We start from the raw sequence: 15,100 nt of genomic DNA on the forward strand, positions 1-15,100 counted from the left end.
TCTTTAGACTGGCTAAGATTTATGCATACCCCCAATGATTATCGGGTGAGCCCAAACAATAAAGAAAATGAGCAGCACTATTACAAAGTTCTTCGCTTCTTTTTTAGCTTATGGGGTAGCTAATAAGGAAAAGCGCTTCTCGGCCATTGGCCGTTTCTCTGAAGGATTGGCACCGGTTAAAGGAAAAATCCAATGGGGATACATTAATAAAGAATATGACATTGTCATTCCTCTAATGTATGAACGGGCTTTCTCGTTTAAAGAAGGATTAGGGATGGTAGTACTCAATTCTCAATACGGATTCATCGACCATACCGGACAAATACGGATTCCGTTTAAATATGCAGCCGCTCACTCGTTTGAGCAAGAATGTGCACGAGTATGTCACGATGGATTATGGGGACTGATTGACAGACAAGGAAACTACATTCTTCCACCGACTTACAGTCAAATGGAGCAATTCGCGGAAGGATTAGCCCTCGTCTCACTACACAACAAAGTTGGATTCATTAATAAGAAAGGAGAAGTTGTCATTCCGCTGGAATATGATAATGGATGCTCTTTTTCTGAAGGATTAGCTGCCGTTTGCATTGAAAGCCAGTCGTCCAAGTGGGGATACATAAACAAAGATAATGAAGAAGTACTTCCTTTTAAGTACGATATCGCAGAACCCTTTTATAACAACATAGCTCGAGTGGGTCTCTATGGAAAAAGCATGAAAATCAACAAGCAGGGCAGTGAATGTCTATAAAACAACCACTCTACGCATTTATTCATCTCAACACGCGAAGACATTCTGTTCTAAAACATCCCCTTACGAACAACAACGTAAGGGGATTTTTCGTACTTTCGAACATGTTAAATCTTTAATACGCAACATTATGATTATCGGAGTACCAAAGGAAATCAAAAACAATGAGAACCGTGTAGGCATGACACCTTCGGGAGTGGCTGAAGTGGTAAAACAAGGGCATCGGGTATTTATCCAACATACAGCGGGAATAAATAGCGGTTTTCCGGATGAAGCATATCAAGCTGTCGGCGCACATATCCTGCCAACAATAGAAGATATTTACGCTACTGCCGAGATGATCGTAAAGGTGAAAGAGCCGATAATCACTGAATATAACTTAATAAGAAAAGGACAGTTACTATTCACTTATTTCCATTTTGCTTCCGACAGGGAGTTAACCCTTGCCATGCTCTCCAACAAATCAATATGCCTGGCTTACGAAACTGTAGAAGAAGCAGACCATACATTACCTTTATTAATTCCGATGAGCGAAGTTGCCGGACGTATGTCTATTCAGGAAGGTGCCCGTTTCCTAGAAAAACCGCAAGGTGGAAAAGGTATTCTTTTGGGAGGTGTACCAGGTGTTAAACCGGCTAAAGTATTAATTTTAGGTGGCGGAATCGTAGGTAGCAATGCTGCGCAAATGGCTGCGGGAATGGGAGCAGACGTCACTATCACAGATATAAATCTGGCACGTTTGCGCTATTTGAGTGAAACACTTCCTAAGAATGTAAAGACATTGTATGCATCCGAACTAAGAATCAGAAAAGAATTGCCGGATGTTGATTTAGTTGTCGGTTCCGTATTGATTCCCGGCGATAAAGCACCACATCTGATTACTAAAGAGATGCTTTCGATGATGCAACCCGGCACAGTATTAGTAGATGTAGCAATTGACCAGGGAGGATGCTTCGAGACTTCTCACCCAACCACCCACAGTGCACCGACCTATATTGTAGACGGAATCGTTCATTATGCAGTAGCTAATATTCCGGGAGCCGTACCTTATACTTCCACTCTTGCACTGACTAATGCTACCCTCCCCTACGTGATCGCTTTAGCAAATAAGGGATGGAAAAAAGCCTGCAAAGATAATCCGGCATTGGCTCTTGGACTGAATATTGTAGAAGGAAAAATCGTTTATAAAGCTGTAGCCGATGTATTTGGTTTGAAATACGAACCTGTCAGCCTATAATAAATGGGAATTTATCGGTTAAATGAGAATTTAGCGGTTGAATGAGAATTTAGCGGTTAAGCTGAAAGCCTTACAATTATATATTTATTGGGGTGCCCTGAAAGGGCTTAATTATATAGCGTAGGGCAACGCCCTACGAAAAAAACACACCAGCCACAAGCCCTGAAAGGGCGGAACTATATACAATTATGCCCTTTCAGGGCGCAAATTCAGATTGTCGCTTTTACGTAGGGCGTTGCCCTACGCTATATAATTAAGCCCTTTCAGGGCACTCCGCAAAATGATCATTTATCGTTCAAACAAATATTTTTTCTCCACAGCTTGCCGATAAGATTCAACCAATTCATTCATCACCTCTGCCACCGACTGTCGACGGGATATTATTGCCGAGACCTGGCCTATTTCCAGTTCACCTTCTTCCAAGTCACCTTCGAAGATACCTTTCTTAGCACGTCCGCGTCCGAGCAAAGTTCTTAATTCCTCGGAAGTTGCACCACTATCTTCAGCCTTCTCCACCGCTTCACGAAAAGCATTCTTTACCAATCGTGTCGGAGCCAGCTTTTTCAACAACAACTTAGTATCCCCTTCACCGAGACTCAAACAATACTCTTTAAATACCGGACTCGCAGAACTCTCTTCAGTCAGCGCAAAACGTGTTCCTATTTGCACACCTTCCGCCCCCAACACCATAGCAGCCAGTATTCCTTCTCCTGTACCAATACCTCCCGCGGCTATCAAAGGCAATGTGGTAGCCTCACGCACAGCAGGAATCAAACAGAAAGTCGTTGTTTCCTCCCGTCCATTATGCCCTCCGGCTTCGAAACCTTCAGCTACTACTGCATCCACCCCGGCTTCTTCACATTTCATAGCAAAACGAGCAGATGAAACGACATGAACAACTGTTATTCCACGCTCCTTCAACCATCCGGTCCACGTTTTCGGATTTCCGGCAGAGGTAAAAACAATCTTCACTCCCTCTTCCACTACAATATTCATAATCTCTTCTATTTGGGGATACATCAAAGGGATATTCACTCCAAAGGGAAATTTTGTGGCCGCATTACATTTACGGATATGTTCACGTAAAGTGTCCGGATGCATAGAACCGGCGCCGATCAATCCCAATCCGCCGGCATTGCTCACGGCAGAAGCAAGACGCCAACCGCTACACCACACCATACCACCTTGAATAATAGGATATTGAATACCCAGAAGGGAAGTAATTCTATTCATAATTAATTATTTATCTATGTTTTAATATGCCAAAATACCAATGATAACGACAGAGTTATATAACAATGCGCCAACATAACAATACACAAATATACTAATTATTCAATTACAAACGCTCTCAAGTCAGTACATTACACATTGTTACATCAACACATCATTATAACGTCTTCAGCGTGCAATCTGTTCAATCGGTTTATTTATCAACACAGTTGTAGAATCTCCATAAGTTCTCAAAACCTCCAATGTGCGGGCGCGGTTATCTCTGCCTTTCTTATTCCAGAACTCTTTGGTAAAGACAGCCATCAGGTCAAGTCCGCCGACCGTTCCGCCATTGATATATACCCCACTTCCACCAAACAAGGGAATAGGTGCGTCCATCACTACCGTGTTCACCATCATTCCATTGGCACGTTCGCTCAACTGTCGGAAACGTACTCCACTCGCCTGTATCTCATCCAAAGATTTACGCACCCCTTTCGCCATCGGATTACGTGCCCAGTTCGAGTAGGATCTTTGATGGCGTATCTCATAGAAAGGATCTCCCCGCCAAGTGTTTTTATCAATCTTTATCTTCTTCTGATAGATAGGGTCCCAGTTATAACGGGTATTCGCTTTATATGGCATCAAACTCAACACCACTTTCGGTTTAGGCAATGCTTCAGGAAGCGATTCATCAGGCATCATCCAGCTTTTCTCCTCCGACATTCGGGGAGTACCAACCGCAGTTCCGAAATCAATCGACTTTACAGCATCCATATTCAAATGCAACTCCTGGTCACTCTCCAGCAATTTCTTCAAATGCAAAGAGTCTTGCGCCGTCCATACTTGCGAATATGCAAATAAAGCCGTCAGGCACAGTACCATCGTTGCAATAAACCGTTTCAATCTATCCATCCTCTATCCTCTTTCATTACCTGTTATTTTGGAGCACTTCATATACACTAATGCACATACGTTTCTCCCTTACGTTACCACCTATATTCTCCTACGAGAAGCGGTCTTTTGAGCGTAGTAATCCCCTGTCAGCAGCATAAGACTACTGATACAAACAAACGTTCCCACATGAATGTTTCCTATTTTTTACTTTCCGAAAGCTCCTCCTTTGTTACCACCAACGATAACCCGATCCACAAAGCGGCTCATCGTAGCACGGATCGATCGTCCATCTTGTTTTCGGATATTGGCGCTCTTCCCACCAACTACGATAACAAGCGGCTGCATCGAGCACCTCCTCATCAGTCAGAAAATAGATTGCTTCATAATTTTCGGCATTCGCCAATACCATTTTGCAACCTAATGACGGAGGTGTGCCCTGACGGATAGACTCAATCACCCAAAGCATACACTCGCCCAACCGAATTTTACCGTTGTTCATATTATAAACCGACGGAAAAGAAGGAATAATGGTCAGATCTTCTGCATATTTTAAAAGTTCGGGGATGTCCTCTTCCGTAAAATGAGGGACCTCCACCACCCCTTTATCATTCTTCATCTTGTACGTACCCGACTTCAATTGTTTCACAAAAAGGGCAACATCCGGATTGTTATAATCCATTTCTTCGCTGGTGCATCCTGTAAAAGATACGATCAGGCAAACAGCCATCCACAGCATTAGTAGTGTTTTTTTCATTTTCATAAGGATTAATACGTCATGCGAAGTCCGCAAAGTAAATTAAAATTAGTCGGCCGTTTCGTTCGTACCGTAGCCAGTTTCGAATCTGTTTTGAAATGATGCGAAACTCCGGGTTCGGCAAAAACAGCAAGTCGGTCATTAATCTTATAATTGATTCCAATGCCGGCAGTCACTGCCAGTTGGATAGGTTCTTCTTTAAAACTGTTGTCCGGCGCGCCGGCGATACATTTATCGGCTATTCCGCCTACGGTAGCGTAAAGGTCAAATTTCTTCGTATCTACCAGTGTTACATTTACTTTAACGGGGATACCCAGATAGTGCAAATGCTGCCCCGCCGAACGAAGGTTTGAATAAAGCAGTCCGGTTTCTATTCCGAGAGATTCGTTTAGTTTACGCTCTACCGTTACCCCTGCGGAAACCGGCATTTTATAAGTACCATTATCAGCCGGAAGCGCCGTGCCTACCTGAACTTTCATCGCCCAGCGATGCTTTTTCACCGCTTTGGGTTGAGCCACATTCACATTCGATTGTTCTTCCGGAGCAACAGATGATTCCGTATCACCGTTTGTTGCCTGCCAAAAGCCGTTATTCCCTTGATTACCATATCGGTTGCCATTTCCTGTAGAAGTGGTGGCAGAAAAAGAAAACGACATGGAGAAAGTGATAGAAAGCGAATCTTCTTCCTCCGTGTATTGTGACAGCATACCGTAAGACTTTGGAGCCGGTTTCGGCAACACCGGTTCTACCGGCAACGGTAACTGATTAACGCGTATTCCATCTCCATCCATCTGCCCTCCATTTGTCACGGCTATCTTTGTAAATGCTTCTTCCATTTCTTCTTTGGGAGAGAAATACAAGAAAGTAGCCGACGAGGCCGCCAAAACGAGCAATACAGATGCCGCAGCCGCCACACGGAAGAGCAGAATCCGACGGCGATGCTGGCAAGCCACAGGTATTTCCTGCGAGAGCTCTTCCCAAAAGCCATCCCGTACACTCATCCCTGCATCAGCGAGACGCGTGCGAAACAGATCGGTTATTTCATCATTTTCTTTCTTCATGATTCCTATACTCTTTGATTCTTTTTGCTAACAAATACTTGGCCCGGTGCAACTGCGAAGTAGACGAATGTTCCTTAATGTGAAGCATCTTGGCTATCTCCTTGTGCGATTTCTCTTCAAACACATAAAGGTTGAAAACGGTTCGGCAACCATCCGGCAATTCAGCAATAAAAGCCATCAATTGCTCTTCGGAGATTCCAGCCCCTCCTCCCGAGTCCGATATATCCGGTATATCGGGAAGCTGCTCTTCATGCACTACCAACTGGCTGACTCGTTTCTCCCGCCGCAGGAAATCGAGTGATTGAGTAACCATCACCCGGGTGATCCATGTACAGAGCGAAGACTCGCCCCGGAACGAGAAGTTGGTAAAAATCTTGATGAAACCGTCATGCAGTACATCGTGCGCCGCATCCATATCGCCCGTATAGCGGAAACATACCGCCAGCATCTGTTTGGAATAGAGAGTGTAAAGTTCCTTTCGGGCTGAATCCTTTCCTGCCCGACAGCCCTTTATCAGTTCTATCTCGTTTTCCAAAGTCAATTACTTTTTTTTAAAATCGAACGTATGTCTGCGTCGTTTTACTCATTAGACGCAAGAGTTTGAGGAATGCTGCAAGGAATATTGCTAAAAGAAGTTAAAGAACAGAAGAGAGTTCACCACAGAGGACGCAGAGTACACAGAGATTTTAAACTTACTTTATAGGAAGAATTTCCTATCATTGTTCCTCTGTGTACCCTGCGTCCTCTGTGGTGAAAAAAAATCAGCACGCTTTGAAACTCATATCCAGTCCTTTCACTGAATGAGTCAAAGCCCCTACCGAGATGAAGTCTACGCCACATTCGGCATAGTCACGGAGGGTATCAAAGGTAATGCCGCCCGAAGATTCGGTTTCGTATTTGCCTGCTACCATCTCCACTGCTTTCTTAGTCATCTCGGGAGTGAAGTTATCAAACATGATACGATCCACTCCGCCGAGGTCAAGAACTTGTTGCAGTTCGTCGAAGCTGCGGACTTCTATTTCTATTTTCAGGTCTTTGCCTTTTTCTTTGCAATATTCTTTAGCGCGAGTGATAGCTTTGTCGATACCTCCGGCAAAGTCTACATGGTTGTCTTTCAGAAGAATCATGTCGAACAAACCAATACGATGGTTTACTCCACCACCGATTTTCACTGCCATTTTTTCGAGGATGCGCATACCGGGAGTTGTCTTACGGGTGTCGAGCACACGGGTATTTGTTCCTTCCAATACCTTTGCGTATTTGCGGGTCATGGTTGCGATGCCGCTCATACGCTGCATCACGTTCAACATCAGGCGTTCGGTCTGAAGCAAAGATTGCACTTTTCCTTCCACTACCATTGCTACGTCGCCCGGTTTCACTTCTGTTCCGTCGTTGATAAACACTTCCACTTTCATAGTGGGGTCGAAACGATTGAAGATTTCTTTGGCAACTTCGATACCTGCCAATACACCGGCTTCTTTGATAAGCAATTTTGATTTTCCCATTGCCGTAGCGGGAATACATGAAAGGGTGGTATGATCACCATCACCTATATCTTCTGCAAAAGCAAGATCGATCAACTTGTCGATCAGTTCTTTTTCCTTATTCATTGATCTTGTCAATTCTTATTTGATGTATTAAATATTGATTCTGCACTTTCTTCAGGAAACAGTTCACACGAAAGTTCCCATTAGTAGTAGCCAACGTACCGATAACGAAACTTGATTCGTCTCGTTTTCCCTGATGGTTCACGTTAAATCCGCTGACTTTATTCTCCGTAAAGAATTCCTGCATCGCAGCTGTTGCTTTCTGTTTGTCAACGTTTGTCGAGCGACCTTGGAGCACCAGGTTTACCTTGTCCCCCATATACTTACTTAGCTCTTGCGAGCTTCCTCTTTTAAATGCCGTAATCACTCCTGCCGGTATCTCTTGCGCCATTAGCAACGAGAGGGAAAGAAGCAATGCGGTCATTCCTACGAGCACTCGTTTTTTCATAATTACAAGCTTTTAAGTTGAAGTTTAAAGGCTTAAACTTTCAACTAATGATAGGCAAAGGTAAGCATTAATTGCAGAATAACATAAAAAATGCCTATATTTGTTGTAATCTGAAGTATCTTATTTGATTATCAACGCTTTGTAGAAAACTCGCATGAGAACGGGCAACGGATAAGAAAATTCCAAGCTGTTTAGAATCACTATATTCCTCATGCTTTCAAATAACTCTTTTTTCTTGATGCAAAGGTAGCATTTTTTCGTGATTGCCGGTAATTTTCGGGCATAAAATATCACGGTCATTTCAAGAAACATATACAGCGGACATGACAGCCATACCGTAGCCGAATCCCCGTAACTCACAGGCAAAGGTAACCCGTGTCCTGCTCGTACAAGCAAGGTCAAGCCCTCCGGGTGTCGTGGAAAAATCATCCTCGCCCGGAGGGCTTGCGGTATTTTTCCCGCCAACCTTGCATGTACGGGACACGACCTTTTATGGCCTGTAGTTACGGGAACTCCGGCCCCGAAAAGCCGGATCACTAAAAATAAATTGTTATGTCACAGCAGGTAACAAAAGAAAAGTACAGTATCGAAACACTCAGAGAGCGGAATGTTTCATACGACCACCAGCATTGGCTGACACAGAAAGATGTGGATATGGCCAACAATTATGTTGAACTCATTGAGCGGACACGCTCCGAAATTACACCTCAAATCGGCGACAGGCTGGTATATGTAACCGAACACGGGGATTATTACGGAAACGCCCTTATTGACAGCAGGAGTGCAAAAGAAGGATATCTTTCCGTATGCGAACAGCCGTATGTGCCTTTCGTGTGGGAAGAGGACGGCAATATCCGTCTGAGTGTCAGCGGAGGCGCATTCCATTCCGTGAATCCGGAGGAACTGAAATTCCTGAAATGGACGGAAGGGGTGTTCAAGGACTGGGGGCATTGCGGTGCTTGCGCCAACGGTTCGGTGTCATTTCTGGCTAAGGTACCGTTATGGTTTTATGCCGAACCCAATCCCAGGTATGGAGATTTCACGACCGAGACCTACCGGAAGTTCTACCTACACAAAAGGGAGGAATCGGAAAACGGCAATCTCTATCAAGGCTTTGACATCGCTTTTCGGGACGAAGCCGAGTTCCGGCAGTTCCTGAAGGACTACGAAGGAACGGTGTTCAAGGGAAATTGGGATAATCAAATCGTGTTATGGTGTTTCCGTCGGGAATATGTGTTCTTACCTTCCGCCGAATGGGAAACGTTTAATGCCCCGATCGAAACGAGGAGGCTCAACTTCCATCCCGAGCAGGTCAAGATAGTCAAGGACATGGAAAAGCACATCACTTATTTCTACCGGATTAAACCGGATAATTTTTAACATTTAACCCTAACAGATATGCAAACGACAACAGCACCCAAGGCCGGCAACGCTCCCGACCTGCTTCAAGGCATTCTGAGCGTACAAGTGAGAAACGAGGACAAGATTACGGAACAGGACCGTGTCTATTGCCAGACGCAGCAAAACCTGCTTTACAAGACACTCGACCAGATTGACCGCTGGTACGCCGTCTTCAAGGAAGAAGCCGAACAATACCAAGCCGAACGTAAGTTCCATTACGAAGAAAACGGCAAGGTTTCCATGCGTGATTTCTACACTTACCATAACGACAGGGAAGACTATTCACACAACGAGTTCAAACCGTTTGATCTGATTAACGATCTGGTGGATAAGAACCGAAACGCCAACGCGAATTTTGCGAACCGCATCATTTCTTATTTCAACAGGACTTACAAAGTGTCGGTTCCTGAGTATAAAATAGACGAAAAAAAACTTCCGATGGGCTTCCGTCCTGTTTATGACACATATGTAGATGTAGTCATCGAACACTTGGGCGGCAAGAGTTTCCGGGAAACGGCCGTGGAAGAACTGCTCGCACGCCTGAGCAAAGTTGTCAGACCGGCATACTGGAGCAAAGTCAAGACGGAGTTGAAGAAGGACAAGATAATCTTTCCCGAAATCATCCGTTTCGACGATTTTTCCATGCAATACAACCAAAGGAACAGAATCTCCTACAACTACGGCGGAGAACTGGAAACCCTGTGTGCCGGCATTGCCTACGGTGCGGATGACATACTGAATGGAAATTCAAAGATGATTATCCGTTTTGATGACAACGACATTTCTGTCACAGACTGGTACGACCTTACGACCACCAATGCCGAGCAAATCCGATTCTACAAGAACGGACGTATCGATGTCCGGTTCAAGGACAGTGCGGCAGCCGAAAGTTGTTTCAAGCGTCTGCATCTGGATGAAATCACCCTAAGAGAAAACTGACCATGATAAGATTTACACAGCACCCCGTAAGGCAATCCTTGCGGGGTGTTTTCATTTTTAACGATAAACAGATAAAGTCATGTATGCCATCATCCCCCAACAGATACCGCAAGGTATGCGTGCCGAAGTCAACGAGAAGATACTTTTCGCCATAGACTCCGGCAAGGACCTCATTCCGGCGGAGAGCATCTACAACTGCTATACCGGTATCGGAGGGCTGCACAACCTCAAACAGTCCGACTTTGCCAGCTACCACGAGTATGCCGAAGCGAAGAAGGAGTTCGAGATGGGACAGTTCTTCACCCCGCATGAAATATGCCGGGACATGGTGGATATGCTGTGTCCTGTCTCATCCGAAATGGTTCTTGACATGTGTTGCGGTATGGGCAATTTCTTCAACCATCTGCCCAACCCGCATAATGCCTACGGCTTCGACATAGACGGCAAGGCCGTGTCTGTCGCACGATACCTCTACCCGGAAGCCCATATCGAGAAATGCGACATCCGGCAATACTATCCGGAACAACGTTTCGATGTTATCATCGGCAATCCTCCTTTTAACTTGAAGTTCGACTACAAACTGTCGCAGGAATACTATATGGACAAGGCTTACGATGTGCTCAATCCGGCAGGAATCCTGATGGTCATCGTGCCCTGTTCCTTCATGCAGAGCGGGTTCTGGGAGAAGACACGGATAGCCGGTATAAACGGCAGATTCTCATTTGTCGGTCAGACGAAGTTGGGCCCGTCAGCCTTTGCCGCAGTCGGAGTCCATGACTTCAATACGAAAATCATGGTATTTCTCCGTAAATCGGGCCACATCAAGATGCAGGCTTACAACGCGGAAGAATTCATAACGGCGGACGAGCTGAAAAAGCGCATCGGCGAGGCCAGGGCGATGAAACACCGGTTGCGTTTCGACCTGATGCGCGAAACCAACCGGATCGACAAGGAAGAACTTGAGCTGTTCGAGTACAAACTTGCCAAGTACATGTACGAGCTGAAGGCGCACGCCAAGTTGAACAAACATATAGACAAGGCGGAAGCGTTGGTCACGAAGTTCCGTAACCAGAAACCGCCTGAGAACGCCACGCGGGAGCAGGTGGAGCAATGGGAGAAGAACAAACTGACCCCGAAGAAAGTGCTTGCCGTCATCCGCAGGTACATCACCTCGCAAAATACCGTACCTCGCAAGGAAGTGGCATTGGTGAAGACCTCATACGGCTTCAAACTGAAACAATATGCTCCGCGACTCCTTGACAAAGTTCCGCACAAGGCGGCAAGTATCAACGACCTCGTGCTGGAACGTACTGAACTGCCCATACCGGAAGTGCCGACAGAAAAGAACATGCGTCAAATCCGTGCGGCGGAGAAACTGATCCGACGCAAGCGGAGAGAGTACGAAATGCAGAACCGGCTGTTCCCGGAAATGGAAGAAGATGACAGGCTGAAAGAATACCTGGACCGGTGTGCATTCATCAACAAGGACGGCGAGACCTGCGAGTTTACCACGCTCCAGAAACACGACCTGAACCTTGTCTTGCAGAAACGCCACGCGCTGCTGAACTGGCAGCAAGGCTCTGGCAAGACTGCCGCCGTGTACCATCGTGCCAAATACCTGCTCAAATTCCGCAAAGTACGGAATGTCATCATACTGGCTCCTGCCATCGCCACCAATATGACATGGATACCCTTCCTCTCGATAAACAGGGAACAGTTCCGGGTGGCAAGGAACAATGCCGACCTGGAAACTGTGCCGGAAGACGTGTTCATCGTCCTATCCACCTCCATGCTCGGCAAGCTGAAACGGGGCATGGCAAGGTTCGTCAAACGCAGTTCAAGAAAACTGTGCCTTGTTTTCGACGAGTCGGACGAGATAACCAACCCGTCGTCACAACGTACAAGGCATATCCTCGGTCTCTTCCGCCGCCTCAAATACAAGATACTCGACACCGGTACGACCACACGCAACAACATCGCCGAACTGTACAGCCAGTTTGAGCTGTTGTATAACAATTCCATAAACATGGTCTGTTGGAGCAGTCGGGTGTACCACGAGAACAGGGACAAGGAGATAGAGGAAGATAACAATCCGCACTATGGTGAGCCGTTCCCCGCTTTCAGGGGGCATGTGCTTTTCCGTGCCTGCCACTGTCCGGGGAAATCCACCGTGTTCGGCATTGAGAAGCAGAACCAGGATGTCTATAACAAGGAGGAGCTGGCCGGCCTTATCGGGAAGACCGTCATTACACGCAAGTTCAGGGACTTTGCAGGAGAAAAATACAAGATACGGACACATACCGTCAGCCCGTCCGACAGCGAGCGTGAGGTTTACCGTGTCATCATCGAGGAGTTCTGCCGCATCTGCGAACTGTATTACAACAGCACGGGGGATGCAAAGAAGGATGCCGGACTCCGGCTTATGCGCCAGATCAAGCTGCTCATCAAGGCCTGCTCCGTCCCACACCTGATAGAGGGCTATTCCGGAGACGGGATTCCGAACAAGACAAGGTACATCGAAAGGCTGGTACGGAAGATACCCGGCAAAGTGGCTGTCGGCTGCACGTCCATAGCCGCATTCGACCTTTACGAGAGCCGTCTCCGCGAATGTTTTCCTGACCGTCCCGTATTTGTGGTCAAGGGCGACGTGGCGTTCAAGAAACGGCAAAGCATCGTGACGGAGTTCGATTCCACCATCAACGGCATACTGGTATGCACGCAGCAGAGCCTGAGCAGTTCGGTGAACATACCCACCTGCAACGACGTGATACTTGAATCCCTGCAATGGAACATCCCGAAGATGGAGCAGTTCTACTTCCGTTTCATCCGTCTCGACTCCAAAGAGCTGAAGGACGTGCATTATGTCACCTACAAGGACTCCGTGGAGCAGAACCTGATGGCGCTGGTGCTTACCAAAGAGCGGCTGAACGAGTTCATCAAGACGGGCGAAGTAAAGGAACAGTCGGAAATCTTCGAGGAGTTCGACGTCACCATGTCCGTCATCGAGAGCCTGCTGGTCAGGGAGCGTGACAGCGAAGGGAAAATACATATCAGCTGGGGAAGCCAGCGCATCATGAACTGAAAAATGGAAAAACAAATGAGAAACCGCAGATTCCATTCCACAGGCAAAGGTAGCCCGCCCCCTTACCGGCAGGGCAAGGTCATGCCGCAAGCGGTTTTCGGGAAAATCATCCTCGCCGGAGGCTCCGGTATTTTCCCGAAAAACCCTGCACTGCCGGGGTGCGGACCTTTTGGAGCCTGTGGAATGAAATCCCCGGTTCCGAATCATAAACTATAATGAAGAATATCATGGACTTGAATCAGGCAGAAGTGGCAGTGACCACGCAGCATCTCATAGACATGGGGCAGGAAAAAGACAACCTGCTGCAAATGTCCGACTTCGGCGACATGGGGGAATTCCTGTGCACCTGCTCCGAACTGTTCCCCGAAGAGGAAACTCCGGAATACAGGTACACGAAATGGGAGGAAATCCCGGACCTGCTCATCAACCGGGAATGGCTGTGTCCCAACTTCTTCGAGATAAGGGAGGCGATGGAACAGCTGGAGGAACCCGACAAGGATTGCTTCTTCGACTGGTGTGACCGTTACGGGCATGACATCAGTACGGAAGACCCGCACCTGCTGGTGGCGCACTATATCGAACTTTATGGAAATGCGGCCTATATCGACGATGAGCCTTGCCCGGACAGCGGGGATGACAGCCTGCTGTACTGTCCGGGCATATCAAGCAACTATTTCGACACGGGTATTCCCCGTTTCGAGGTATTCGATGACAATTACGATTAAAGCATATAAACATATACAAGATGGAAATCAACTTCAAAGGACCGGTAATGCCGGTTGACCCCTATTCGCAAATGGCGTTTGTGGAGATACTGAACATTCTCCTGACGGCAGGGCACATCGTGGATGTGAACAGGTTCCTGATAAACAGGAATGCCAATCCGCTATTCGGCTCGTTGTCAGGATATTTCAGATGGTCATTCTCCGACAACCACTTTACCCTGTGGCAACGGGTGGAATACAACTCGCCGCTCTGCTTCAGCCGGCGCATATTCAGCATCCATTTCGGGATGCTGGCAAGCCGTGACAGGAAAAGAGACAATACGGTAATGAACTAAAAACATATCAATATGAGTCACCAGGTAATTACAAGAATGGCATACAATGCCAAAACCAAGCAGATAGAAACTTGGCAGCATTCCAACAACGTGTGGCCGACAACAGACCATTTTTATGCATTGGATGTGAAAACAGACGAACAGATGTTTGAATTCATAACATTGATAGCAAACGGATTGTGGCAAGGGCGCAAATGGCGTAAAGCATTCAAGACACTTTTTGAAGAATATCCGGAATTGGTCAGGTCCTCATACGAGCACGAGCTTAGAGGCCAACCTTGGAAGGCATACTGTGCCATTTGCAAAAAATATGAGGAACTTGCCCAAAGCAAATGCAATGAAATAGTTGCGCGATTCAGGCAACTTACCGGGATTGTCTGACCCAAACAGATGCAAAATATATGGAAGAGATAAAGATTTCAAACAGACAAATCGCGCTGATGGCTTTCGACCGGTTGCGCAAGGAAGACAAGACAGATTCCGCATTGAAACTCGCACGGTGTATGCTGCATGGCACAAGCATATCTCTTGGCATAGGTGATATCGACTGGGAGATAGACAGGGCAATACAGCAGTGCGGAGGAGTGCCAAGAACAGGATACAGATACACGGCTTATTTCCACTTCAACCGGAATACGGAAATGGCAAAGGAAATATATGACAAGATCGTGAAGGAACTGTATGGTTAGGAAACAACACGGAGGCGGCTTG

General features: G+C 46.6%; 17 protein-coding genes. 10 read left to right on the top strand and 7 right to left on the bottom strand.

Annotation, left to right across the window (positions count from 1 at the left end; translation table 11 throughout):
* The first annotated feature begins 67 nt into the window (after positions 1-67).
* Both DW862_RS23255 and ald read left to right on the top strand, forming a co-directional pair.
* The gene (locus tag DW862_RS23255; RefSeq protein WP_120070772.1) at positions 68-751 is read left to right on the top strand and encodes a WG repeat-containing protein; all 684 of its coding nucleotides are present in this window, start codon (positions 68-70) and stop codon (positions 749-751) included.
* A 130-nt stretch (positions 752-881) separates the two neighbouring features.
* Positions 882-1,988 (top strand): alanine dehydrogenase, encoded by a 1,107-nt coding sequence (ald, locus tag DW862_RS23260; RefSeq protein ID WP_008025781.1) that lies wholly within the window; start codon positions 882-884, stop codon positions 1,986-1,988.
* A 288-nt stretch (positions 1,989-2,276) separates the two neighbouring features.
* Here ald and DW862_RS23265 read toward each other — a convergent pair whose 3' ends face one another.
* The 7 genes from DW862_RS23265 to DW862_RS23295 all read right to left on the bottom strand — a co-directional run bounded on the left by DW862_RS23265 (position 2,277) and on the right by DW862_RS23295 (position 7,907).
* The gene (locus tag DW862_RS23265) at positions 2,277-3,221 is read right to left on the bottom strand and encodes a nitronate monooxygenase family protein (protein ID WP_008644618.1); all 945 of its coding nucleotides are present in this window, start codon (positions 3,219-3,221) and stop codon (positions 2,277-2,279) included.
* Between the two features lie 168 nt (positions 3,222-3,389).
* Positions 3,390-4,115, bottom strand: a complete 726-nt coding sequence (locus tag DW862_RS23270) for a DUF4858 domain-containing protein (RefSeq protein ID WP_004314511.1) — start codon at positions 4,113-4,115, stop codon at positions 3,390-3,392.
* Between the two features lie 211 nt (positions 4,116-4,326).
* Positions 4,327-4,851: a DUF4943 family protein gene (locus DW862_RS23275; protein WP_008644616.1), complete on the bottom strand. Its 525-nt coding sequence runs from the start codon at positions 4,849-4,851 to the stop codon at positions 4,327-4,329.
* An 11-nt stretch (positions 4,852-4,862) separates the two neighbouring features.
* On the bottom strand, positions 4,863-5,912 hold the full coding sequence (locus tag DW862_RS23280; protein ID WP_004314513.1) for an outer membrane beta-barrel protein: 1,050 nt from the start codon (positions 5,910-5,912) through the stop codon (positions 4,863-4,865).
* The gene (locus DW862_RS23285) at positions 5,896-6,447 is read right to left on the bottom strand and encodes an RNA polymerase sigma factor (RefSeq protein WP_004300758.1); all 552 of its coding nucleotides are present in this window, start codon (positions 6,445-6,447) and stop codon (positions 5,896-5,898) included. Before DW862_RS23285 ends, DW862_RS23280 begins: the two co-directional genes overlap by 17 nt.
* 226 nt (positions 6,448-6,673) lie before the next feature.
* Positions 6,674-7,522: a carboxylating nicotinate-nucleotide diphosphorylase gene (nadC, locus tag DW862_RS23290; protein WP_004314515.1), complete on the bottom strand. Its 849-nt coding sequence runs from the start codon at positions 7,520-7,522 to the stop codon at positions 6,674-6,676.
* Positions 7,515-7,907 carry a DUF4783 domain-containing protein gene (locus DW862_RS23295; protein ID WP_004311346.1) on the bottom strand — a complete coding sequence of 131 codons (393 nt, stop codon included), beginning with the start codon at positions 7,905-7,907 and terminating at the stop codon, positions 7,515-7,517. Before DW862_RS23295 ends, nadC begins: the two co-directional genes overlap by 8 nt.
* Positions 7,908-8,459: 552 nt before the next feature.
* Here DW862_RS23295 and DW862_RS23310 point away from each other — a divergent pair.
* The 8 genes from DW862_RS23310 to DW862_RS23345 all read left to right on the top strand — a co-directional run bounded on the left by DW862_RS23310 (position 8,460) and on the right by DW862_RS23345 (position 15,078).
* Positions 8,460-9,287: a DUF4121 family protein gene (locus DW862_RS23310; RefSeq protein ID WP_005647149.1), complete on the top strand. Its 828-nt coding sequence runs from the start codon at positions 8,460-8,462 to the stop codon at positions 9,285-9,287.
* A gap of 18 nt (positions 9,288-9,305) precedes the next feature.
* Entirely contained in the window at positions 9,306-10,247 is a 942-nt protein-coding gene (locus tag DW862_RS23315) for a hypothetical protein (RefSeq protein ID WP_008777842.1), read from the top strand.
* Positions 10,248-10,326: 79 nt separating this feature from the next.
* Complete coding sequence (locus tag DW862_RS23320; RefSeq protein ID WP_117616066.1) at positions 10,327-13,329, top strand: N-6 DNA methylase; 3,003 nt, start codon at positions 10,327-10,329, stop codon at positions 13,327-13,329.
* Between the two features lie 15 nt (positions 13,330-13,344).
* Positions 13,345-13,545: a hypothetical protein gene (locus DW862_RS23325; protein ID WP_034530148.1), complete on the top strand. Its 201-nt coding sequence runs from the start codon at positions 13,345-13,347 to the stop codon at positions 13,543-13,545.
* A gap of 11 nt (positions 13,546-13,556) precedes the next feature.
* Entirely contained in the window at positions 13,557-14,054 is a 498-nt protein-coding gene (locus DW862_RS23330; RefSeq protein ID WP_005647144.1) for a hypothetical protein, read from the top strand.
* 20 nt (positions 14,055-14,074) lie between these two features.
* The gene (locus DW862_RS23335; RefSeq protein ID WP_005647143.1) at positions 14,075-14,389 is read left to right on the top strand and encodes a hypothetical protein; all 315 of its coding nucleotides are present in this window, start codon (positions 14,075-14,077) and stop codon (positions 14,387-14,389) included.
* Between the two features lie 12 nt (positions 14,390-14,401).
* A complete protein-coding gene (locus tag DW862_RS23340) occupies positions 14,402-14,770 on the top strand; it encodes a hypothetical protein (RefSeq protein ID WP_005647142.1) in 369 nt (122 codons plus the stop codon).
* A gap of 20 nt (positions 14,771-14,790) precedes the next feature.
* A complete protein-coding gene (locus tag DW862_RS23345) occupies positions 14,791-15,078 on the top strand; it encodes a hypothetical protein (protein ID WP_005647140.1) in 288 nt (95 codons plus the stop codon).
* Positions 15,079-15,100: the final 22 nt, after the last annotated feature.

It is taken from the genome of Bacteroides sp. AM37-9, from assembly GCF_003603455.1.
In the GTDB taxonomy this organism is placed as follows: domain Bacteria; phylum Bacteroidota; class Bacteroidia; order Bacteroidales; family Bacteroidaceae; genus Bacteroides; species Bacteroides xylanisolvens.

Bases quoted from the DNA above. Each gene is read 5' to 3' on its own strand.
- DW862_RS23280 (WP_004314513.1), bottom strand. From the start codon at position 5,912: ATGAAGAAAGAAAATGATGAAATAACCGATCTGTTTCGCACGCGTCTC.
- DW862_RS23275 (WP_008644616.1), bottom strand. From the start codon at position 4,851: ATGAAAAAAACACTACTAATGCTGTGGATGGCTGTTTGCCTGATCGTA.
- DW862_RS23255 (WP_120070772.1), top strand. From the start codon at position 68: ATGAGCAGCACTATTACAAAGTTCTTCGCTTCTTTTTTAGCTTATGGG.
- DW862_RS23265 (WP_008644618.1), bottom strand. From the start codon at position 3,221: ATGAATAGAATTACTTCCCTTCTGGGTATTCAATATCCTATTATTCAA.
- DW862_RS23295 (WP_004311346.1), bottom strand. From the start codon at position 7,907: ATGAAAAAACGAGTGCTCGTAGGAATGACCGCATTGCTTCTTTCCCTC.
- nadC (WP_004314515.1), bottom strand. From the start codon at position 7,522: ATGAATAAGGAAAAAGAACTGATCGACAAGTTGATCGATCTTGCTTTT.
- ald (WP_008025781.1), top strand. From the start codon at position 882: ATGATTATCGGAGTACCAAAGGAAATCAAAAACAATGAGAACCGTGTA.
- DW862_RS23335 (WP_005647143.1), top strand. From the start codon at position 14,075: ATGGAAATCAACTTCAAAGGACCGGTAATGCCGGTTGACCCCTATTCG.
- DW862_RS23340 (WP_005647142.1), top strand. From the start codon at position 14,402: ATGAGTCACCAGGTAATTACAAGAATGGCATACAATGCCAAAACCAAG.
- DW862_RS23345 (WP_005647140.1), top strand. From the start codon at position 14,791: ATGGAAGAGATAAAGATTTCAAACAGACAAATCGCGCTGATGGCTTTC.
- DW862_RS23270 (WP_004314511.1), bottom strand. From the start codon at position 4,115: ATGGATAGATTGAAACGGTTTATTGCAACGATGGTACTGTGCCTGACG.
- DW862_RS23320 (WP_117616066.1), top strand. From the start codon at position 10,327: ATGTATGCCATCATCCCCCAACAGATACCGCAAGGTATGCGTGCCGAA.
- DW862_RS23310 (WP_005647149.1), top strand. From the start codon at position 8,460: ATGTCACAGCAGGTAACAAAAGAAAAGTACAGTATCGAAACACTCAGA.
- DW862_RS23325 (WP_034530148.1), top strand. From the start codon at position 13,345: ATGAGAAACCGCAGATTCCATTCCACAGGCAAAGGTAGCCCGCCCCCT.
- DW862_RS23315 (WP_008777842.1), top strand. From the start codon at position 9,306: ATGCAAACGACAACAGCACCCAAGGCCGGCAACGCTCCCGACCTGCTT.
- DW862_RS23330 (WP_005647144.1), top strand. From the start codon at position 13,557: ATGGACTTGAATCAGGCAGAAGTGGCAGTGACCACGCAGCATCTCATA.